Raw genomic sequence first — 20,612 nt, forward strand, 5'->3', positions numbered from 1 at the left:
TCAATTTGGATTTATAAAAGCCAGGTATCGAGGTTTGAAGAAGAATGACAATAAACTGTCTACTTTATTTGCCCTGGCGAATATTGTTCGACTGGATCAAATGATCCGGGCACAGGGTTAGTCCGCCCTGAAGTCACGAAAGTGGCTAAATATCATACAAATAAGGGGTTGAGACCTCTGATTTCAGTCCTACTTCGAACTCGATTCAAGAAGGGAAGTAAATTAGAGGTTATTCGCAGGTTCCATAGCACGTATTAGCTGGATTTTAATTTCCAGCTTTTTCTAATTAATAGCTCCAATAAAAGATTAATGAATATTAAACACGGGCTTTCAGAATTAAAATCACTCAAACAATTTTTGAATGCACACTCATTTAATTTTGATTCAACTTTAACTGTCATTGGCAGGATCAAAGCGTTATGTCTTGCCTTCCTGTTTCTGGTTTTAATTCTTCAGCCCCAATCGCTGAAAGCCAACCTCCTTGAATACGGTGTTTATCATACCTCTACTTCCACCGTCCTGATTGCTGGCGGAACTCCCTTTATCCTTGACGGCTTTGACCTGGATATCCCCGAGCTGGGACACCAGTTTCTGGAGGCTCTGAAGGCCCAGTCCATCATGCCTTTGTTCTTACTCACAAAGATTTTGATGACCCGGCAAAGAATAGGCAATTACTATGAATTTATTATGGGCAGCTATTTTATCCTCAATAGCGTCAGGCTGCTTTATCAAGCGGTCAATACACTGAGCAGCTATCGCCTGGTGGTCAGTGACGACCCTCTACTCTCCAGAAGAATGGTCATAAGATTGATTAAGCTGGATGGGCATACTGCCTGGGACCTCCTTGCCTTGCCTCATTCTGACAACTCTGCAGTGGCTCCGCCGGAGTTCTCCTACCTGTCTAATACTTTGTACCAGCTTATGAGGAATCAAAACGTTGAAAGAATTCTGATTTCTTTGCAAACGTTAGATGGAAAAAAAGTGCCCGTCGTCAGTGCTTATCGAAAACAGCGTATTGATTATATTGTAATGACCCAATGGGCTTTTGATGAAGAGCATTTCTTTGAGTCCGATAATGACCAGCTCAATCAGAAAGAACAACTGACCCTGCTCTCCCGGCCTTTCATTCAATCATTGAATGATGCCCTGTTCTGTATGGCTGGCCAAAAAGCACTCTGTCACGGGATGCTGGAAAAGCGGAAGCATATGAAAAAAAACCGCTTTTTCACTTATCAGGAAGACGACACTCCCCATAGGCACTTGCAGACACCAGAGCTCATAAAAGGCTGGGCATCCCCAAATGTCTGGCATCTCAAGCTCGACCCGGACGGCCATTCACCCGCCAGCCTTTATGCCGCCGGACACCAGGAACAGGGCAAAATGAACAGCTGCCTGTTCCTGACAAAAAACACAGCACCGGAATCGGTCGATACACTCTATCACTGTGCTGAGTCTGGCTTTCAGTCTCAATTTTATATCCCCCTTGGTTTATCCCAGTTAGCCATGCAATACATGATGATGCACACGTCAGCCCTGGCCATAAACTTTCTCACCACCCAGATTCTTGAAACAGGTCTAGCCATTGAAAGCCTGTATGAGTCGTGGCGGAACCATGTCAGAACACGAATCATTGTTGAAGAAGACGGTAATCAGCTGATCGTCTGGCTGCAGAGAACGACGGAAACAGCAAGATGGATCAAACTGGTTTTCCAGAAAGGCCGTGTCTCATCAGAAGTACCAGAAGAGCGTCCTGCTTTAACTTCAGGTATGGCTCAGACCCCCCTTGATCATGAGTTAGCGAGCCTGGAAGACTCAGAATTGGGTCAATCGGCAGAAGGATTTAATGATGCACTGGATAACCTCAGAACATCCCTGGGCGCTCATAAGACCATTATCAGTGGATTGACAGCAGATATCAGCCGGCTTCAGACACTCACCAGCACGCATGCAACCATGACGCCAGAGCAAAGACTGGTGAGCTATTGCAAATCCATTGTCGTTAGCATTCCCGCTAACCTGGCGTTGCTGGCAACAGGTATGGGACCAGCAGCGTCCACAGCTCTCAGTATGGGCCTGGCAGGTACCATTTGCCCCATGTACTTCGAACTGGAACTGACCAGGAAAAATCAATTAGCTCTTCGGCCACTGCAGCGTTCACTTTCCGAAAAAATGACTCATCTCGTCGCCAACCTTGAAGGGTTTACCCATTACCTTCTGGATACATTCGATACAGCCAATCAGTATGCCTTGATAATGGATCAGGAAAATATGGAATTGCATCAAAGTCTGCTGGATCAAGCTCCCTCTTCAAGATACATGGTTGAAGTGGCTGAACAGATCCAATCGCTGAGCCAGGAGAAAGCCCAGCTCTCTGGCAAGGTGGAAACCCTGACGGCTGAAAGGGTCCAGCTTTCTCAGGCAAAAGCTGCCTTGTTTCAGAAGTATCTGAAACTGTGCAGACAATATGATGACCAAAAGCTGTCTCTGGAGGACAGCAAAGCATCTGCAGAAACAGCCAATCACTACAGAGCGATTGCGGTAGAAGAGGCCGAATTCTTCAAGCGCCAGCTGGAGAAAGCGAACGCCCAGGCCAATGAATCCTATATGCGTCTGGGAAGACTTCAAAAAGATTATAAGCAATTAGAAAAGCGGTTCGAAACAGAGCACACCCAGCATCACAGAGAAATGGTTGAATTGAAAAATGCATTGGATCAAGCCAGAAAGGATGCTGAATACCATAAGCTTCAAGCAGCACACTATGAAAACCAGGTACGAGAATGGGAAGCCAGGCGTAAGGAGCTGACACAAGCCTATGAAAAGCAGGAACAATCCCCTCCAACAACGACAGAATCTATAACAGACGACACCAAAGTTGAGCTGGCGGGCAAAGAAGCCACTGATGGTACTGAGACCAGTGCCGTTTATGACATGACCACCCGCGAAGGTAGAGCCAGACACTTTGAGCAGATGATGAAGAATTCAAAGGAATTGGCCCAGGAATGGGAAACCAAATATACCGAATTGCATAACCTCTATGTTCGCCTAAAAGTAGACTTCGAGCTACTAAAGGAGCAGGGAGAAGCGGTTGAAGTCGATGAGTTTGGCCGATCCATGGAAGATCTGGCGCTGGAGCTCGAACAAAGAAACGAGCAATTGGGACAAGTGCTGGATTGGCTGACCCACAGTACAAATACTATTTCAGACTTTGATGAAGCCAATAAACAACTGGTCGCAGAACTGGGCTCATTAAAACAGCAACACGAACAGTTGAGCCACGATAAGGCAAAAGTTGAAGAAGCTCTGACAGAGCTGAGAGCAAAATATCACCGAGCCGATGACGACCGCTTTGAAGCCAGTGAAGCCATGCAGGAAAAACTTCAGGAGACAGAAAAAGATCTGGAGCGCACCCAGGCAGATCTTGAAACTTATATGGAGTTTAATGAAAAGCTGCAGAGCAGTATTAGACAAACCGCCAGCGAAGCAAGAACACTGGCTGAAGAAAAAGAAGCCCTTGAGATCGAAAATCAGAACCTGGATGACGCCATGCATCAGTTGGTTGATGGCGTTAACGCCATTATTGATACACAAGGGTGGGATCATCAGTCCGTGCTGGCTCGCCTTGATAACCTTGAGTCACAGCTGAATCAGATAATGGGCAATCCGTCAGCAGGCTACAGAAAAGGACAACTCCAGGCGCTGGAGGAGCAGATTCTCAACCTCAAATACCAGCTGAAGTTTGCAGAAATAGACAAGGATCAACTCACCAGAGAAGTAGACAAGCTCCAGTCTGACTATTGGGGCCAGAATGAGCAGCTTATCGAACGAGATCATAAGATCTCAGTACTGGAATCAGAAAAGAGCGAACTGGAGTGGGACAAGGCAAAAGTACAAAGGGATACTGCCTATATGCTCCAGACGGTCAAAGAAGAAATGGCGACTCTGGATAAAGAAATGGAGGCACTGCAGCAAGCCAGCGGGGACAAGGTTGAAGAAATGGAGCAAAAGCTGGCTGATACAAACGAGCGCCTGGGCTTTATTCTGGCCACAGTTCTGGATGTCAGTCAGCAACTGGATGAAGTCACCACAGGACTTCAGGCTGAGCTTGAACTGGCCATGCAAGTGGAAGGCTCTTCTCATCAGGACGACTCAAGTGAATTTCAGGCAAGCCTGAAAGAATCCGTTAAAAGGCTTGAGCTGATTAAGGAACACTTCCAGAAGCTGAATGGCTATAGCCTGGAACTTGTAGAAAGCATCACCCGTCATACACCGACCCTTGACTTCTGGAGTGCAGATGAAGAAATGAGTGCTTCAGGAGATCAGGAAACAGAAGAGGTACACAAGCTGCGTGTTGAAAGTTCTCTCAGCAATCTGTCGGAAGAACTTTCCGCAATGGGCAGCACTATTGATGAGACACATTCCATAGTTCAATCCTGGAGAGATGAAGACCTGGCGAATAAGCAATCTCTGAGAGAAGAAATGGTTTCACAAGCCAGTGAACTGGTAGAAGGTGCTTTTTCTGATGTTCGTCATTCGGCAGAGCAGCTTCGTGAGCCTGCCATAAAGTTAGATACACGACTAAATTCTTTAGTGTCAAAACGATCTCCCTCTGAACTCAAGGAAAAAGTCAGATCTGCCCAGATTCGAGCAAAGGTCAAAATCTTGTTAAACAGACACCACAGAAATTCGGGACGAAGCCAGTCAGTACCTCCCAGGTTCACGCCTTTACTGGAAAGCATGGAATCTCCTTCTCCTGTCCCCAGAGCCATAACGCATTCCCCTGAGGTCGTGATAGAAAGTGAGACGCATGAAGAAGAAGAACCTCTACTATCCACTGAGCCGTCATCAGGGGAACTTCCGCCCACTGAAACCACGTTTAAGCCAGAGCCAGAAAAGGCAACCACTGTAGAACCTCCTGTGCAAAAGACAGGTCCTGCAATCGTTAAATCTGTAAAGACGTCCTCAGTGGATAGAACAAAGCGGAGATCAACGAAGGTCACCCGCTCTCAGAGCAGTACAGAGAGAGTTCCATTCAAACCTCACCCTATGGCAAAAGACAGAGGAAAAGCTCAGGACAAACCGGTATGGCGCTGAATCAGCGCCTGAGAATAGCAATCCAGCGACCCAGATTCAGCAGGCTACCCAGCGCAGCAGCAACATAGGTCATCGCAGCGGCTTTAAGCACCTCTCGTGCAGCAGGCATATCTTTTTCAGACAGGTAACCTTCAGCGAGAATGGGCAAGGCTTTTTTGAAACTGGCATCCAGCTCTACCGGTAGATTGATCATCTGCACCCAGATGGCCGCCAGCATCCCGGAAACACCTATCAAAACCGTTAACAACATACTGTGGGGAACACGGGTCAGGGCAAAGACCAGAGGGGTAATCATTAACGCCATAGCGCTGAAACGCTCGATGGTCATGGCAAGACGAATGCGCCTCTGGCGCAGCATAAATCCAGCATGCTTCTCCTGATGCTGAAGAGCATGACCGGTTTCATGGGCAGCAACCGCCACTGCAGACACTGAACGTCCATCGTAGTTTTCAGGTGACAGTGAAATCACAAAGTCTTCAGGATTATAGAAGTCTTCTCCCTGATTACCTTTTACCACCTTCACACCTTTCAGACCAAAGCGTTCTACCAGGTGCTCAGCCAGCTCCCCCCCCGTTCCCTGAAGATCAGGACGATCACCACTGTGCAATTTGATTGTTCGTTTTACCCAGATCTGGGGGCCAAACACCAGAACCAGAATCAGTAACCCCAGGATGACAAAGACCATTCCATGTTCTCCAGTCCACTAACTATCTTCTAATTTACCCTGAGCGGGAGTCGCTTGCTATCCAGGCCGAATAACGACTAAAAAATGGCCTGTTCACGCACAACGTCAGCAATCACCTTAATGACAACCAGAGCCAGAATCAGCCTGGGCGCCCAATGCATGTTTTTCACGTCTTTTAAAAATTGCAGCATGTTTTTCAACTCTTTTCTACAACCTGTTTGAGGGCTTTATATCATATTCGGGGGAAGACCCTGTATAGGAACTTTTCGCCAAAATTAGAGCAATAAACCTAAAAAAAGCACCTTTTTAATTCATGATAACTAGTTCAAACAGAGTACAAAAAACACAATTAATCCACTCGACTTATTATTCCTTTCAAGCCCATTTTTATTCTGCTAAATTCGATGGCGCTACGCTGTAAACCACTTCAATTTTACAGCACCCGGATACCTGATTGTCTGTAAACGGGACTCATAGAAGTAGAAGAATAAACAACCATGAGTGCAGTCAGCCTACTCCATAAAAATAAGATGATGGCCAAGGCTCATGGCAAAAAAGTTATGAGGGGAACAGAATGACGACTTTTAAGGAACGCATTCTCGAGGGCAAAGTGGCTTATGTAGCCGGCGGAACCCGAAGCTTTAATCTGGCCATTGCCAAGCGCTTTGCCGAGCAGGGTGCCAAAGTCACTGTTATGAGCCGTACCGTAGACCGCACCGAGTCTGCAGCTCAGGAAATCAGGGACCTGGGTGGTGAAGCCCTGGGGCTGCCTGGTGACGTACGCGACTACGATCGTGTTTACGAGACTATGAAGGAAACCGCTGAGAAGTTTGGTGGTATTGATATCGTAGTGGCAGGCCAGGCCGGTAACTTTTATGCACCAGCCATTGGCATGAGTGCCAACGCATTTAAGTCCATTATTGATATCGACCTGCTCGGTACCTTTAATGTCTTCAAAGCCTCCTGGGACTTCCTGCGCAAACCCGGTGCTTCCCTGATGGCTATCACTGCGCCTGAAGCCGTTCGCCCTTTGCCTTATCAAACCCACGTTTGCTCTGCAAAAGCCGGTGTAAATATGCTGTGCAAGGTACTCGCTCTGGAGTGGGGTCCTGAAGGTGTGCGCGTTAACGGTATTTCCCCCGGCCCTATCGAAGATTCCTGGGGTATGCAGAACGTTATTCTGAAAACACCCGGCATGTATGAAACCATTCGTGAAGGAACACCATTGCGCCGCTGGGGTACCAGTGACAATGTTTCCGACGGTGCCCTGTTCCTGGCGTCAGAAGCTTCCAGCTACATCACCGGAACCATCCTCGACGTCGATGGCGGTGTGACGATTCAAACCACCGTTTCAGAAGGCAACAAGGCCACTGACGGTTACGAAAACGATGCTCGAATCCGTGGAGCCGGTAAAGGAGATCGTTAACCAACGTTCTCTTTAAAAACTTCATAACACCCCGAATGCCGTCAATTGAACCATTGGCGGCATTTTTTATCCCTGCTATTGCTTATATCCTGACCTGTATCAGCACCCTTTTTATCAACAACCGCTATAGTTCCAGCATCGAAACTCCTCTCTCCAGAATCTGCTCTTCATGGCTAAACCAAGTACTCTGCCTGTTTACGATTATCGGGTGGTGTCCAGTCTTCTGCTGGATATTGCTGCCCTGCTGATGTCATCCGGAGCCCATACAGAAAGGGTCAACCGGAATGTACGACGAATAGCTCATGCCCTGGGATATAACATTGAACTGTTCTTCTCCTTTGCCGGAATTACCCTGACACTGTCTGATCAGAAGAGTCCTCATTTACAACACACTGCATTTCGAAGAGTCAGCACTTATGCGGTAAATATGAGCGTGGTGTCTGCCATCAGCCGAATGAGCTGGAAAGTCTCAGTAGAAAACTGGCCACTGGAAAGCATCGCCCGGGAAGTGGAACGTATCCGTAGTATTCCACATTACCCCAGAGTGGTTTTGCTGGTCATGATCACCCTGGCAGGCATGGCATTCTGTCGCCTGGCGGGTGGGGAAATACCTGCCATGCTTCTGGCCGGTGCAGCAACGGCTATTGGCTTCACCGCTCGCAATATAATGCTGGGCAGCGGCTATAACCTCGCTCTGAGTATTGCCGCTGCTTCATTCATTGCCAGTGCGATCAGCGGCCTGGGGCTGGTTTTTCACTGGGGAGAAGCTCCTGAAATAGCTGTCGCCACCTCGGTGCTATTCCTGATCCCAGGTGTACCGATGATCAACAGCATTATTGATCTGATGCATGGCCATATTATTGTCGGACAGGCTCGGGCCATGCAGGGCATGGTTATAGCATTTGCCATTGCTATGGGATTAGTGATCAGTTCCGCCCTATTGGGAGTTCATTGACTATGACCTGGCTATTGATTGAGAAATGCGTCTGGGCTGCTCTGGCCGCTATGGGATTTGCCACTTTATTCACCACGCCCTTGAGAGCATTCTGGGCGACGGCCCTGCTGGCGGCACTGGGTTATGGGCTGAGAGGTATAGCCTTACATCTTGGTTTGGATCTTCTGGCTGCCACACTGCTTGCGTCGTGCACTATGGGCCTGCTGGCCATTCAATTTGCCCACTGGGTCCACACTCCCACTACGGTATTTATGGCTCCTGCCGTCATTCCCATGGTGCCCGGAGTTTTCGCTTACCGGAGTATGATGGGACTGATGGAAATGAGTCAGACCTCTATCTTTTCACCTGAGTTGCTGATGCAAACCATCAGCTATGGGCTGAATACGGTATTTATACTGCTTTCCCTGGCTGTAGGCGTCACCATTCCGTCACTGCTGTTTAAAAATCGCAGCGTGAAAGACATCCGCTTTTTGAGATCAAAAAAGTCCCGGGTCTAATCCGGGACTTTTCTATCTAGTGCAGCCAAGCGTTAACTCTCATACATACTCCGCTCATCCTGAGCTTGTCGAAGGAGGCAGGTAATGCACTTCGACAGGCTCAGTGCGAACGGTATGGGGTTTAACGTTCAGTTCCACTAGGAGCCTTCTTTCATTCGCTTGAAGGTTTCAGCATCTATTCGAATAAACAGGCACTCAGCTTTAGCAGTGACAACATCATTAGCGATGATTTCTGCTGTCATCATAATTCTTCGGCCTTCTGATTTATCAAGACGGCCTACAAACTTCAGCTCAGTATTGAGGGGAGTGGGTTTGAGATATTTTACAGACAACTGACCAGTGACCCCAGGGTGGCCAGTTAACTTCTGACCAATGCCGAGAAACTGGTCAAACAGTGCCGCAACATAACCCCCGTGCACTGTGCTGGGAGGCCCTTCGTACTGCCAACCTAATGTCGCTTTCCCATAAACACCTTCATCATCCATCCAGATATGTATGGGCGGAGCCAAAGGGTTGGATTTGCCTTCAACCGGATTCAGCTCATAGTTCAACTCTGAAATCCCCCTCTGCTCAACGGCAACAGGGTTAATGCTGTCAAAGCGTCCCCGACTCATGGGCTCAGCTTCGAGCCTGTCAGCTTCTGCTGAAATTCGAACAGCCAGTTGGCGTAACTCTTCTGCCGAGGTCTGGGTATTCACCAGATTTTCGATCAGCCTGCGAGTAGCGTCAGCGGCTTCTCTGCGAGCAGCCCAGACTTCATTCAGCGGCTCATGCAAAGTTTCACTGTCAAAAGGGTAATATTTGGAGGGCATGGTCATTTTTCCATTCTTTTTATCAGACCCAGGAGGCTGATCGAGGATAGTGCTCGAGCATAAAGTTCAGTAGAACGAGTCAGCTTTTCTCGATCATCCTCCTATGTTCATTCTACTTAACCCCATTGCATGTGAACTACTGCAATCAGATTAGAGAATGAACTCAAAAATAAAATGACCAGATCAGCGGCAAGCCTGTGGATCAGGGAGTCATCCAGGGCGTATCAGGCAGTTTGTCGAGGTTCTGCTCATACCGCTTCAGGTTGAAAGGAACCTCATTCTGAAGAATATCAATAATTTCCACAGACAGTGCGCAGGCGATATAGTCCATTGCCTCCTGTCTCTCCATACCCGTCATGGTCAACCGGAGCAGGGTTTCCTTAACTCTTTTCGGATTGTTTTCGGACAGCTGATTCTCAACGATTTCCAGCAAATGGGCTTCGGTGACCAGATCGTCATCACTCATTGGGGGTTTTCCAATTCAATAAATTGGGTAATCTTAGCTTTTTAATGCATTGATTGGCAGTTTACCTATGACTGAGGTGGTTGAAATACCGGAAGACTATTACCTGATCAACTTTCAGTCGCTGCTGGATTTCGTTACTCAACAATACAACGACCTGCTGACCGAACCCGAGCAGGGCTTCCTTGACCTCTTTAAATCCGCCTCAGAGCAGGCCCAGCGCCTATACGTGAGATTGATCTGTCGAAAAGGCCCTCTGTTTCGCTCCGACAAACTTAACTATCAAGAAATTGAGAACATAGCTTCAGCCGCCCGTGAACTGGAAGAACTGACACTGCTCAACATCCGAACAGATATCGAGATTTCTGAACTGGCCTCTCTGGCAACCAAGCCGGAACTTTTAAAATGGTTCAGTAGTACTACACAAATATCATCTTCACGGAAGCGCGCAGAGCTTGTTGAGCAGCTCATCTCAGAAGCTCCTGAAATGCCTTCCCTTCCCTTTGAGATCTATGAACCCCTGTTTGCTGAAGAGGTACAAAGGATTCAATTCCTGTTTTTTGGCAATCTTCATCAGGATCTGACCGAATTCGTTTTACAGGATCTAGGCCTGAACACTTTTGAGAAATACTCTTTACCAAAGGGCAGTCGACTGTTCAAAACACAAGACGAACTGAACGACGCTTTACAGCTATCTCATTTAAACCTGCTTGCCTACGAAGCTGAATACGACAAAGACTCTGAAGCTCTCTGTGATCTTCAACATGATCTGCCAGAACAACCCACCAGCCCAATTCTAAACAGGCGCTATAGCCGACTGGTTAATCGAATTGCCAGAGAGCTTGAAAGAGAAGAGCTTTTTGATGATGCTTTAGCTCTGTTTGAACGCTCCAGCCTGCCTCCCGCAAGAGAGAGAATGGCTCGAATACAACACAAACTCGGAGCCATAAAAGAGAGTGAGGGGGTCTGTGAAAACATCCTTGCGAACCCTGCCAGTGATATGGAACTGGAGTTTGCCAGACGGTTCCTGAAGAAATTGAGGAATGAAAAGATCTCTCGCAAAAAGTCTGCTTTCTCAGAGCAGAGGCTCTCTTTATCTGAAACGGCTGACCGGGTTGAATTACAGGTTCAAAACTATTACCAGCAGGAAGGATGGACTGCGTTTTACGTTGAAAACAACTTAATCTGTGGACTGGCGGGCTTACTCTTCTGGGACATACTTTTTGCCGACATTCCAGACGCGTTTGTCCACCCTTTCCAAAGTGCACCTGCAGATTTGCTAACCCCTGACTTTTATCGAAAACGTCAAACACGGTTCGAACAACGGTTCAAAGAGCTGGAGAAAGGAGAGCTTGTTCAATATGCACTGGATACCTATGAAAAGAAGCGGGGCATTTCAAACCGGTTGATTCACTGGCCTTCTTTATCCAGAGAGTTAATAGATGCAGCCTGTCGCACTATTCCATGGCTTCACTTAAAAGCCATTTTTGAAAAGCTGGTGTTTGACTTTGCACACAACCGAACCGGTTTCCCGGACCTTATTTTGTTTAAGCCGGACATTCTTCAGTATCTATGGGTAGAGGTGAAAGGTCCTGGTGACAAACTGCAGGAAAACCAGAAGCGCTGGCTTTCCTTTTTTGTTGAGCACGATATCCCGGCCGAAGTTATTTATGTAGACTGGCAATAGATTCAATGGCCTGGATTTCACCTTCCAGCTCAATACCGAGCACCGTTCTGACCGTTTTGTGATTGACGTTCAGCTCCAGGGACTTGAGTTCCTCCCTGGCTCCCAGTGACATCAAACTCTTGCCGCTGGGATCGATTATCTGACTCTTGCCACAGTAATAGCCATTAATGCCCCGGACATTCTCTTCTCCGATCCGATTGCAGGTGACCACATACAAACCATTTTCGATAGCTCTGGCCCGGGCAATATGGAAACTCTGTTCTCCACCAAAGTTGGCAGGGTGGAGCAGAATATCAACTTCCTGCCTGACGTATTCACGCACAATTTCGGGGAACCAGAGATCAAAGCAAATGACGATACCAAAGCGAATCCCCTGATGCTCAAATACCAGAAGGTCCTCCCCTCTTTTAAAATATTGTTTATCAATGTTGGTACTGGAAATTTTGCGATAAACACCTTTTAGCCCGGAAGCGGCGATCACGGCTACCGAGTTATAGAGTTCCTTTCCCTTTTTCTCAGCAAATCCGGCCACCAGAGTCGTATTAAACTCAGCCGCCATGAGCTGCAAAGCCTGCAGTGTCGAACTGTTATCCACAGGCTCACCCAGCTGGAAAATTTCGTCAGCGTCTTCAAAAATGTAGCCTGTGGAAAACAGCTCGGGGAGAAGAACCAGATCACCCACGTCGGGAGCATGCTGCAATAACTGGCGAAGCTTCTGGAGATTATCCTGCTTATCTTTATAACTGACACGCAGCTGGGCAACGCTGATCTTCACACGACACTCCGGGGCTCGGAAGGGGTATCGCTCTAAGATAGCAGCAGGGGTTTAGGCTAAAAAGCCCTACTCTGGAAATATAATGCTGATACAACGTTGATAAGACCTTATAAAGCTTGAGCAATCCCGCCTTTTCTGGAGCCCAGTAAATTGGTTATGAACTCTTAACACTTTTGTTCGTAAAACAAACATCTCATGGGAACCAACTCCGAATACAGACCTCTAAGGCTCGACGATTAAAGATTCAAGGAGGAGATAATCATGAGGCTTGCCTTAGCCTGTATACTGTATTTACTGGTCATCAAGCCGGTTTTTGCTTCGACAGAGCCTACGGTCCTGATTGTGGTTGACCGTTATTATGCATTTTTCCTCGAAGAAGAGCTGAAGGTCTATAAGGAAGACCTTGAGTCAGAGGGCTGGCATGTACAATTTGCCTACCAGGAAGAACTGTTCACATCTTATGAAAAATTTCAAAATGAGCTAAAGCGATTATATTCGAGATTTTCCATGCAAGGTGTGGTCCTGATTGGCAGCTATCCCTACATAGACGATCATATACTGGCCTGCAGTGAATGCAGTTTTTCTGAGTCGTTTCTTCACCCCATAAAACCCGACTTCTGGGTTAGTCGTATCGACCCAAGCCTCATTGATCATGAAAACGACCATGAATTGATAAGAGATTACTTTAAAAGAAATCACCAGTATCGAAAAAGCGATTCCAACCACAGATTTTTTATCTCTTCACATTCATACTACTTCGATTATTATAATTACTTTGTTACGGCTTTAATCACTCTGGGACGGATGATACCCAGCCTGGCTCATAGCTCCAATGAGTTTTGGGCTAAAATTAACAGAACCGACGCATCAGTCACCGAGATAGATCTTCACGGTACCTGTTATACGCTCTCTGTAAATGGAAGCGCGGTATTTGCCAGTGAAATAATGAAAAAGTCTTCGTCCAAAAGCCGATTTATTGATCTCTATTCATGCCATGGTGGCACGCCCAATAAACACAACCCAGCCTCGGCCTTCCTTTTCGCAAAACAGAGCAAAGTATTATCAGTATTGGCAAGAACGGGGGTCAACGCCGCTTCCAGTGAAATTCGTTCTCATAGTATCAATGAAACCCATCAAGTAGTTGGCGATATTTTTCTGAGCAACTATTCATGGACCAATCATGTTCTTGAGAGTCATAAGGGTCGAATTTTGCTTGGAGACGGGACGTTAAGAATAGAGAAGAGTGCAGACTGCTATGAGAAGGCAGTTTTGCAACTGGAGTATTGTCTTCCAGAGGCAGGGGCAAACGTCTCTTTGCACTTGGACACCACCTCTGAAAAAACTGAATAGACAACAGCAGAGTCCTTTTCTGACTCTGCTCCTTCGAGTTAAATTAGCCACCGTACACAATAATAACGAAAAGCACTGTTCTCAGGACTGAGACTACTATGTACACAAGATTCACCGTGAACTACATCAATAAACAGTCAGGTATGAGCCAGGGTATTCTTGGGGCAGCCTTTAAACTGAAAAAAGATGGCCGGGTTCCACCCCCACTCAAGGACTCCTTTGAATTAAGCCTGTCATGGTTTCAAACAGCCTTTCTGACCCCGGATATCTTTGATCAAACATCATGCCGAGAAGGAATTTGCTGGTTTAAAGACACTCAGACAGACCTCATCAATAAAGTCAGAGAACTTATTCCCACAATAGAGCGTTGTGGCCTGAAGGTATCAGAACAAAAGTCCAGAGATCCTGGAAAAGTCATTTATGAGGATGACCATCAAGTGGTCGCAATACCGATAAAAGCAATGGAAGAGGTCTAAGACTTTACCTGATTCAACATGAAGCATTCACAGGTCAGAGTTGAGAAAAGGCTACCTGATGAATACATCGAACCTGCTGGTGCGATAAGCCTTTCGGGACAGAACAAACAAAAACGCCCAACTCAAAGAGCTGGGCGTTTTTGTTTGTATGGCGCACCCGATAGGATTCGAACCTATGACCTCTGCCTCCGGAGGGCAGCGCTCTATCCAGCTGAGCTACGGGTGCTGGAAAACCTTATAAATACACAGGCTTTCAGCGGAGGCCAATATTACTGATCAGTCTCCTGCCTGTCTATGGCTTTTTGCCGTATACAAGGTTTTAGCCACTGGTAACTCCAGCTGAACAGCTTTCGATCGGTCAGTCAACTCTCTAAAACCTGGCATGAGTATCGTAAAGACTCTGCAAGGAAAGCGCTGTTTTACCTTCCCCAATTGTTCTATAATCCGCGATGCTTAAGAACAATTCGGTTACACCGAGTTCTGAACACAGAGTAAATAAAGCCTGCGCACAGGTTTATTCAGACTCACAGCATGTAACCATAAACAGCATAAGCGTTGAGGAGTCTGCCGTAGCCATCGCGCCACGTGACTGAAATGATGTGCCACTGGCAAAGTACATGGTGCTGCAGGCCTTTTTCGATATAGGGGATAAGTGAGTGTCTCGGGTAACTCAAATACGTACGTTAATTGCCTTGATCGGGGGTCTGTTTTCCATCCTGGCTTTTGCCAAGCCTGTTGAGCTGGATGAAATTTCCCGTAAAGAAGTAGCCGAGCGAATTGCTCCTGTTAGTTCTGTGTGTAAAGAAGGTGAAGAGTGTGCCGCCAATGCGAGTGCTGTTGCCAGCACATCCAGCGGTCCTCGTTCCGGTGAACAGATCTTCAACCAGTTCTGTACCGCTTGCCATACTACCGGTCTGCTGGGCGCTCCCAAGAAAGATGACAAAGCTGCCTGGGAAACCAAACTGTCTGCTGCGGGCGACTTCAGCAAACTGCTGGGCAACGCCATCAGCGGCATCGGCAGCATGCCTCCGAAAGGAACCTGCATGGACTGCTCTGATGAAGAGATGAGCAATGCGATCGAATTCATGAGTGGCCTCAAGCCCTAAAGGTCACGGTTTAGCTTGAGAATATTTAGCTCATAGCTATTCAGTCCACTGGCTCAAGCCAGTGGACTGACAAAACCTTCCGGCTTCACCGCCAATATTGAACAATAGATATTGTTCAATATATTCTCAGCCGTATTCCCCATCAGCATGCCCTGTGCGTGACGGCTCAAAGTCCCCATGACTATCAGATCCACATTGATTTCATTGGCCAGATTCTGAATCTCCCTGGCAGCATTGCCCTTCAGTAAGTGAACCTTAATTCCTTCGGAAGCAGCATCCAGACCGGCATCAGCCAGCGCCTTATCCAGTCTTTGTTGATATCTTTGATGAGTACTCTCCTGCAAATCATAAATCTCTTCATCACCCAGCATCTTTAAAGCGGGCTTATTCACAGGTAAATTCCAGACGCTGACCACATGCAGCTCAGCATTTTCCTGACTACTGAGATAGTGCCCATGGAGCAACAAACTTCTGTTCAAGGCTACGGCATCACTGTCAGGATCACCCACATCTATAGCAACCAGTATTCTGCCCGTAAAATCAGGTAATTGATCCCTGCAGGCCATCATCAGAACCGGGACCGGGCATTTCCTCAGCAAGGCCAGATCATTCCCGGTGAGCTGATTTCTGGCCAGAGCACCACTGGGATCTGCCAGTTTGATCACCAGGTCGACCCCATATTCTTCAATCAAACCTCCGATCAGCTGACGCGGCTTGCCTGCAACAATCTGAACCTGGGCTTCAATCCCCTCTTCCCAGGCCAGCTGCCTCACTTGCTCAGCATCCAGCTCTAGCTGCTTTCTCATGGCAGCCTCCAGCTTGCCTTCCAGGGGAATAAACTGGAGCCGACGCATCACTTCCAGACTTTGATCAAAAAAAGCCAGCACCAACCGGGCATTATTGTCCGCCACAAGCCTGAAAGCCTGTCTCAGCTCCAGCTCGCTGGTATGGCTTCTGGTGATGGCGACCATTACTGTCTTGAAAGCATGCATATTCACACCCCCCTCAACGGATCTGAAACTGAGCAGAATCTTGAAGTTGCTGGAGACACTCATCGAACAATCTCATTAATGCCTCAGCATGAAGATATAACTGGTGGAAGTATTGCAGCCCCTGAGCTTTTTGCCTGAGGATTTACCGGAACATCCGTCTACCCTTGTAATATACCCCCCTTAAAATGGGCCATAGGGACTGAAAGACGCTCGCCGCACCAGGACTCCAGCATGAAGGGAACATTCAGCAGCCTTAACATCCTCATCGTCGAAGATCATGACTTTCAACGGATGATTGCAGAGCAGACCGTGAAAGGGCTGGGCGTCAAGCAGTTAATGGTCGCAGCCGATGGCTACCAGGCTCTGGAGAAACTGGAGAAACATTCTGTTGCCGATATCGTCATCTGTGATCTGGACATGCCCGGCATGGATGGCATTCAGTTCCTTGGGCACCTTGCAGACCGAAATCTCGCCAAAGCCGTGATACTGGCCAGTGCCCTGGAACCTTCCATCGTTCGAACCGTAGAAGATCTCGCCGTAGAGCATGGTCTGAAAGTGCTTGGAGCCCTGCCCAAACCTATTTCCCTGGAACGCCTCAGGGAACTGATGGAGCTCTATTTTGGTGATGAGCCGGATGTAGCCCCCAGACAAGAGGTTCAGGCGACTCATTTCACCGAAAAAGAACTGGAAGAAGCGATTGATAATGACCAGTTCGAGCTCTTCCACCAGCCCAAGGTCATGCTACAGAGTGGCCGGATGGTGGCTACCGAAGCACTGTGTCGCTGGAATCATCCGAAAACCGGTCTGATCAGCCCAGCTCATTTCATTCCGATGTTGGAGAGCACCGGTCTGATCACCAAGCTTACCTATAAGCTCTTTGACCAGGCCATCACTCAGATCAAACACTGGCAGGATGAAGGCCGGGCCATTGCTGTAGCCGTGAACCTTTCAGCTATCGTACTTTCTGATACATCCCTGCCAGATCAGCTGTATGAAAAAGTCAGGGCACAGGGCCTGGCCCCAGAGCTTTTAATTCTTGAAATCACCGAGAGCAGTCTGATCCAGAATGCGGCCAAGGCACTGGAGTCATTGGCTCGATTAAAAATGAAAGGTTTCTCCCTTTCCATTGATGACTTTGGCACTGGCTACTCCAGCATGCAGCAACTGAACCGGATTCCCTTCTCTGAGCTTAAGATTGATCGATCTTTTGTGCAGGGAGCCTGCGACGATAAAACCCGAAAAGCCATCATTGAAGCCAATATCGGGCTGGCGCACACACTCAAGATGAGCACCGTAGCTGAAGGCATAGAAACCGCTGATGAGTGGCAATTGTTGAACGAGCTGAACTGCGATATGGCTCAAGGCTACTTCATTGCCAAGCCCATGCCTGTCAGCGAGCTGGATAGCTGGGAGAGCAGCTGGGTCAGCAAGCTGCCAATCTCACCATCCAAACCTTCTCTGGAAAGCTAATCAACAGTCCTTTCTCGCCGCCAGAGAGCCGGACTCATTCCCAACCATTTTCGAAAAGCCCGGTTGAAATTAGCCGGGTCGGAGTACCCCAGAACAAACCCCACATCAGCAACTGAAAGAGTTCCCTTAAGCAAGAGCGATTCAGCGTATTGCTGTCGAACCCTTGCCAATATTCTCTTATATGAGCTCTTCTCACTGGCCAATCGGCGAATCAAGGTTCTTTCACCCAAGCACAACGTATCTGCCAGATAAGATAAATCCGGTAACCCATGATCAGAGCCAGATAATGACACAGCCTGATCAAAATGCTCTTTGAGAAGACACTCCACTTTGTGGACAAAACTGTCAGTATCAACCGCCAAGGCAGAGCGCTCAAGGCACTTGGATAAATTACTTCGATAACTTCCCTCATCATAAAGAGATGAAGGCATTTCCCACCAGGAGGCAGGAAACTCTATCCCGGTAAACTCTGCATCAAAGTCACATCCAGTATTAAAAATCGATTCCAACTCGCCGAGGTACTCAGGCGCTGAACTGGCGAAATGAAATGAAAGCTGATGATTTTCAAAGTCACCCACAATGGTAAGAATCAAAGACTGGAGAATCTTCAGGACACTCTCAGAAATCCACCGTTGATAAAGTGCATCACCTTCTTTCAAATGGATGACAATTCTGGCTCGCTGACCTTCTACTCCCAACTCGGCAGAGAAAGACGCCAACCGGGTGCTATGATAGTCCGCCATGACTTGCAAAGCCTCTCCAAGCGTTGGTGCACTCAGAGCAGCAAACCCCAACGAACCATGACTGTTGATGTTCAACTGCGAACCCAGAGTGGCAGCCCATGCGGGTGAGGAAGCATGCCGTGCCAGATTATGCATTAAGGCTATGTGATCACTGACCTCAATAAATTCACGATGCTCAAGATCACTGCTCTGAAGCTTTGTACCCGCCAGCAGCTCTTCTTCATTGATGCCTGAAAGCTTCAGGTACATCTTCACATAGGCTGTAGAGCAGACTGTTTTTGTTTTCATAACCGGAATAGTAAGCAAGTTGTCACTTAATGACCATCATTCTGTCATTCAATGAAAACGAGCTTGAGCCACCATAGCGTTATCTTTGTGGACACTCATAAAAAGAAAAAACAAGAGTGTCTGCCATGCCGGAAACATCTATTCAAAACTATCAAAGACGAGCCATTTACCATGGTTGCATCGCCATACTGATCGGCCTGCTGTCCGGCTTTGGCTTGATGTACAACATTCTCTCCGAAATCCCTCTGGGGCCTTTCGCAAACCTGCCTGTGGATATTCCGGGAGAACCCTCTCTTTGGCGCGGAGCTCATACAGGACCGATTCTAAATGGTGTATTCGCCATAGCCTTGGCTCTGTCTCTCTCATTGGTCAGCCCTGATCCAAAAACAGCCAGGCGTATCAGTCATGCCCTGATCTTAACGGTTTGGGGCAATGTCATTTTTTATATGGCCAGAATACTCGGAACCAATCGAGGATTGGCGTTTCACAGTGAACAGTTTGGACAGGGAAATGGCTTCGACATCCTGGCATTTATGAGTGCAGGGATCGCTATTTTCACCGGCATCTATGCCATTGTGAAGTTGCTGGGATTGCTAAAAAGATCGACAAAAGCAACCACTGGAGGGAACCATGGATAAGCTAACCATAAGACAGCCGGAGTTTACCTTTCCGGATGACCTTCCCCTGACGCCAGATCAGACCGACAAACTGTATTCAGGCTTTCTTTGTGCCGTCAGCATTGTTGCACCACAAATTGAACGTTATCTGATCAGGACCATGAGCCGGGCCAAACAGGAGATACAAGATCCTGAAGTGCTGGATGATCTGCTGAAGTTCTCTCAACAGGAAGCTAACCACTTCCGCTCTCATGATGAACTGAACGATCTGCTGAGAAGCAAGTTGAGTGAGAAAAACAGGCAAAAACTACTGAAGCATGAAGCTAGCCTGACAGAAGACTACCGATACTTCAGCAACACCCGAAGTCTCAACTTTAACCTTGCCTATGCTGAAGGGTTTGAATCAGCTACCTGTGCCATCTCAGTCTGGGGATTTAAAAACGACACTTTGAACAACATTCACCCAGACTGGAAAGGTATAATGGAATGGCACCTGGCTGAAGAGATCGAACACCGAACAGTAGCTTTTGATGTCTACCATACTTTCAAAGGTCACTATCTGCATCGATTGTTTTTCAGCAGCTATGCCCAGATACACCTGCTCAAATATCTCTACAGATTTGCCCTCTGTTTTTGGGAAGAGTTAGAGATTACTGAAAAAAACAAAAGTGTGTTTCGAAAATACTTCTGGTCTCTTCTGGGTCACTACCTGGCCACCATTCCACCTTGGTACTCACCCCATAAGCTGAAAGTTGACGATCGAGTTAATCTCATTCTTTCAAAGTATTCAACACAGCAATAAACAACATGAAACCCAACCTTTAAGGTCAGCCAGAGCCGATTTAAAAAATCAGGCTCTGGTTAAAACGTCTCAAATCATTTCCACAATCACTGGCAAAATGGATACCACCAGCAACAGCGCCATGGTGATATTAAATCTCTACGGGTCATATTCCCCGCAGCTTGCTGCGTTTCTGCGGCATTAGCCGCAGCATGAACTTGTGACTACATTTTGTGGATGGCTAAAAGTAGGTTCATCCACAAATCCCACAATGTCACTGTTCTTATGTATCACTTGGTCTGTCCAGCAAAGTATCGAAGAGTGGTCTTTAGCGATGAAGTAGACAAGACGTTGAAGGAGGTATGCTTGGCTATCTCAGAGCGTTATGAAATTTACTT

18 protein-coding genes, 1 tRNA gene and 1 pseudogene are annotated in these 20,612 nt (G+C 47.4%); 13 read left to right on the forward strand and 7 right to left on the reverse strand.

What is annotated here, in order from left to right; translation table 11 throughout:
- Nucleotides 1-121, forward strand: a pseudogene (locus WG89_RS32290) (IS5/IS1182 family transposase); the annotation flags it as partial.
- 188 nt (nucleotides 122-309) lie between these two features.
- Nucleotides 310-5,091 (forward strand): coiled-coil domain-containing protein, encoded by a 4,782-nt coding sequence (locus WG89_RS21480; protein WP_062269657.1) that lies wholly within the window; start codon nucleotides 310-312, stop codon nucleotides 5,089-5,091.
- A 1-nt stretch (nucleotide 5,092) separates the two neighbouring features.
- On the opposite strand, the gene WG89_RS21485 is transcribed toward WG89_RS21480, so the two are convergent.
- Nucleotides 5,093-5,776 (reverse strand): zinc metallopeptidase, encoded by a 684-nt coding sequence (locus tag WG89_RS21485; RefSeq protein ID WP_062269659.1) that lies wholly within the window; start codon nucleotides 5,774-5,776, stop codon nucleotides 5,093-5,095.
- Between the two features lie 574 nt (nucleotides 5,777-6,350).
- Here WG89_RS21485 and WG89_RS21490 point away from each other — a divergent pair.
- From WG89_RS21490 to WG89_RS21500, 3 genes are all read left to right on the forward strand, one after another.
- On the forward strand, nucleotides 6,351-7,202 hold the full coding sequence (locus WG89_RS21490; RefSeq protein ID WP_062269661.1) for an SDR family oxidoreductase: 852 nt from the start codon (nucleotides 6,351-6,353) through the stop codon (nucleotides 7,200-7,202).
- A 169-nt stretch (nucleotides 7,203-7,371) separates the two neighbouring features.
- Entirely contained in the window at nucleotides 7,372-8,157 is a 786-nt protein-coding gene (locus WG89_RS21495) for a threonine/serine exporter family protein (protein WP_062269663.1), read from the forward strand.
- A gap of 2 nt (nucleotides 8,158-8,159) precedes the next feature.
- Nucleotides 8,160-8,654: a threonine/serine exporter family protein gene (locus tag WG89_RS21500; RefSeq protein ID WP_062269665.1), complete on the forward strand. Its 495-nt coding sequence runs from the start codon at nucleotides 8,160-8,162 to the stop codon at nucleotides 8,652-8,654.
- Nucleotides 8,655-8,791: 137 nt separating this feature from the next.
- On the opposite strand, the gene WG89_RS21505 is transcribed toward WG89_RS21500, so the two are convergent.
- A complete protein-coding gene (locus WG89_RS21505; protein WP_062269667.1) occupies nucleotides 8,792-9,472 on the reverse strand; it encodes a PaaI family thioesterase in 681 nt (226 codons plus the stop codon).
- Nucleotides 9,473-9,668: 196 nt separating this feature from the next.
- Entirely contained in the window at nucleotides 9,669-9,932 is a 264-nt protein-coding gene (locus tag WG89_RS21510) for a hypothetical protein (protein WP_062269669.1), read from the reverse strand.
- Nucleotides 9,933-9,999: 67 nt separating this feature from the next.
- Between WG89_RS21510 and WG89_RS21515 the strand changes: the two genes are divergently transcribed.
- Entirely contained in the window at nucleotides 10,000-11,616 is a 1,617-nt protein-coding gene (locus WG89_RS21515) for a VRR-NUC domain-containing protein (protein WP_062269671.1), read from the forward strand.
- Here the strand turns inward: WG89_RS21515 and WG89_RS21520 are convergent.
- A complete protein-coding gene (locus tag WG89_RS21520) occupies nucleotides 11,594-12,391 on the reverse strand; it encodes a carbon-nitrogen hydrolase family protein (protein ID WP_062269673.1) in 798 nt (265 codons plus the stop codon). The genes WG89_RS21515 and WG89_RS21520 overlap by 23 nt on opposite strands.
- Nucleotides 12,392-12,652: 261 nt before the next feature.
- On the opposite strand from WG89_RS21520, the gene WG89_RS21525 reads away from it, so the two are divergent.
- Nucleotides 12,653-13,741 (forward strand): hypothetical protein, encoded by a 1,089-nt coding sequence (locus tag WG89_RS21525; protein WP_062269675.1) that lies wholly within the window; start codon nucleotides 12,653-12,655, stop codon nucleotides 13,739-13,741.
- Between the two features lie 98 nt (nucleotides 13,742-13,839).
- Nucleotides 13,840-14,217, forward strand: a complete 378-nt coding sequence (locus WG89_RS21530) for a hypothetical protein (RefSeq protein ID WP_062269677.1) — start codon at nucleotides 13,840-13,842, stop codon at nucleotides 14,215-14,217.
- A gap of 149 nt (nucleotides 14,218-14,366) precedes the next feature.
- On the opposite strand, the gene WG89_RS21535 is transcribed toward WG89_RS21530, so the two are convergent.
- Nucleotides 14,367-14,443, reverse strand: a tRNA-Arg gene (locus WG89_RS21535).
- A gap of 430 nt (nucleotides 14,444-14,873) precedes the next feature.
- On the opposite strand from WG89_RS21535, the gene WG89_RS21540 reads away from it, so the two are divergent.
- Complete coding sequence (locus tag WG89_RS21540; protein ID WP_245662954.1) at nucleotides 14,874-15,323, forward strand: c-type cytochrome; 450 nt, start codon at nucleotides 14,874-14,876, stop codon at nucleotides 15,321-15,323.
- A gap of 53 nt (nucleotides 15,324-15,376) precedes the next feature.
- Here WG89_RS21540 and WG89_RS21545 read toward each other — a convergent pair whose 3' ends face one another.
- Entirely contained in the window at nucleotides 15,377-16,378 is a 1,002-nt protein-coding gene (locus WG89_RS21545) for a universal stress protein (protein ID WP_062269679.1), read from the reverse strand.
- 168 nt (nucleotides 16,379-16,546) lie between these two features.
- Between WG89_RS21545 and WG89_RS21550 the strand changes: the two genes are divergently transcribed.
- Nucleotides 16,547-17,785, forward strand: coding sequence for a GGDEF/EAL domain-containing response regulator (locus tag WG89_RS21550; RefSeq protein WP_062269681.1), 1,239 nt, complete (start codon nucleotides 16,547-16,549; stop codon nucleotides 17,783-17,785).
- Here WG89_RS21550 and WG89_RS21555 read toward each other — a convergent pair.
- Nucleotides 17,782-18,816, reverse strand: coding sequence for an AraC family transcriptional regulator (locus tag WG89_RS21555; RefSeq protein ID WP_153301740.1), 1,035 nt, complete (start codon nucleotides 18,814-18,816; stop codon nucleotides 17,782-17,784). The genes WG89_RS21550 and WG89_RS21555 overlap by 4 nt on opposite strands.
- A 125-nt stretch (nucleotides 18,817-18,941) precedes the next feature.
- Between WG89_RS21555 and WG89_RS21560 the strand changes: the two genes are divergently transcribed.
- The 3 genes from WG89_RS21560 to WG89_RS29600 form a co-directional block, all read left to right on the forward strand.
- Complete coding sequence (locus WG89_RS21560) at nucleotides 18,942-19,454, forward strand: styrene oxide isomerase (RefSeq protein ID WP_153301741.1); 513 nt, start codon at nucleotides 18,942-18,944, stop codon at nucleotides 19,452-19,454.
- The gene (locus WG89_RS21565; protein WP_062269686.1) at nucleotides 19,447-20,235 is read left to right on the forward strand and encodes a metal-dependent hydrolase; all 789 of its coding nucleotides are present in this window, start codon (nucleotides 19,447-19,449) and stop codon (nucleotides 20,233-20,235) included. Before WG89_RS21560 ends, WG89_RS21565 begins: the two co-directional genes overlap by 8 nt.
- 216 nt (nucleotides 20,236-20,451) lie before the next feature.
- On the forward strand, nucleotides 20,452-20,612 hold a 161-nt coding region (locus WG89_RS29600), incomplete at its 3' end, for a transposase (RefSeq protein ID WP_172806784.1).

Origin of the sequence: Endozoicomonas arenosclerae, assembly GCF_001562015.1 — a bacterium.
In the GTDB taxonomy this organism is placed as follows: domain Bacteria; phylum Pseudomonadota; class Gammaproteobacteria; order Pseudomonadales; family Endozoicomonadaceae; genus Endozoicomonas_A; species Endozoicomonas_A arenosclerae.

What these genes read in the sequence shown, in the direction of transcription:
- WG89_RS21550 (WP_062269681.1), top strand. Translation starts at nt 16,547, where the DNA reads ATGAAGGGAACATTCAGCAGCCTTAACATCCTCATCGTCGAAGATCAT.
- WG89_RS21545 (WP_062269679.1), bottom strand. Translation starts at nt 16,378, where the DNA reads ATGAGTGTCTCCAGCAACTTCAAGATTCTGCTCAGTTTCAGATCCGTT.
- WG89_RS21485 (WP_062269659.1), bottom strand. Translation starts at nt 5,776, where the DNA reads ATGGTCTTTGTCATCCTGGGGTTACTGATTCTGGTTCTGGTGTTTGGC.
- WG89_RS21560 (WP_153301741.1), top strand. Translation starts at nt 18,942, where the DNA reads ATGCCGGAAACATCTATTCAAAACTATCAAAGACGAGCCATTTACCAT.
- WG89_RS21565 (WP_062269686.1), top strand. Translation starts at nt 19,447, where the DNA reads ATGGATAAGCTAACCATAAGACAGCCGGAGTTTACCTTTCCGGATGAC.
- WG89_RS21495 (WP_062269663.1), top strand. Translation starts at nt 7,372, where the DNA reads ATGGCTAAACCAAGTACTCTGCCTGTTTACGATTATCGGGTGGTGTCC.
- WG89_RS21510 (WP_062269669.1), bottom strand. Translation starts at nt 9,932, where the DNA reads ATGAGTGATGACGATCTGGTCACCGAAGCCCATTTGCTGGAAATCGTT.
- WG89_RS21530 (WP_062269677.1), top strand. Translation starts at nt 13,840, where the DNA reads ATGTACACAAGATTCACCGTGAACTACATCAATAAACAGTCAGGTATG.
- WG89_RS21515 (WP_062269671.1), top strand. Translation starts at nt 10,000, where the DNA reads ATGACTGAGGTGGTTGAAATACCGGAAGACTATTACCTGATCAACTTT.
- WG89_RS21500 (WP_062269665.1), top strand. Translation starts at nt 8,160, where the DNA reads ATGACCTGGCTATTGATTGAGAAATGCGTCTGGGCTGCTCTGGCCGCT.
- WG89_RS21525 (WP_062269675.1), top strand. Translation starts at nt 12,653, where the DNA reads ATGAGGCTTGCCTTAGCCTGTATACTGTATTTACTGGTCATCAAGCCG.
- WG89_RS21490 (WP_062269661.1), top strand. Translation starts at nt 6,351, where the DNA reads ATGACGACTTTTAAGGAACGCATTCTCGAGGGCAAAGTGGCTTATGTA.
- WG89_RS21505 (WP_062269667.1), bottom strand. Translation starts at nt 9,472, where the DNA reads ATGACCATGCCCTCCAAATATTACCCTTTTGACAGTGAAACTTTGCAT.
- WG89_RS21480 (WP_062269657.1), top strand. Translation starts at nt 310, where the DNA reads ATGAATATTAAACACGGGCTTTCAGAATTAAAATCACTCAAACAATTT.
- WG89_RS21555 (WP_153301740.1), bottom strand. Translation starts at nt 18,816, where the DNA reads ATGAAAACAAAAACAGTCTGCTCTACAGCCTATGTGAAGATGTACCTG.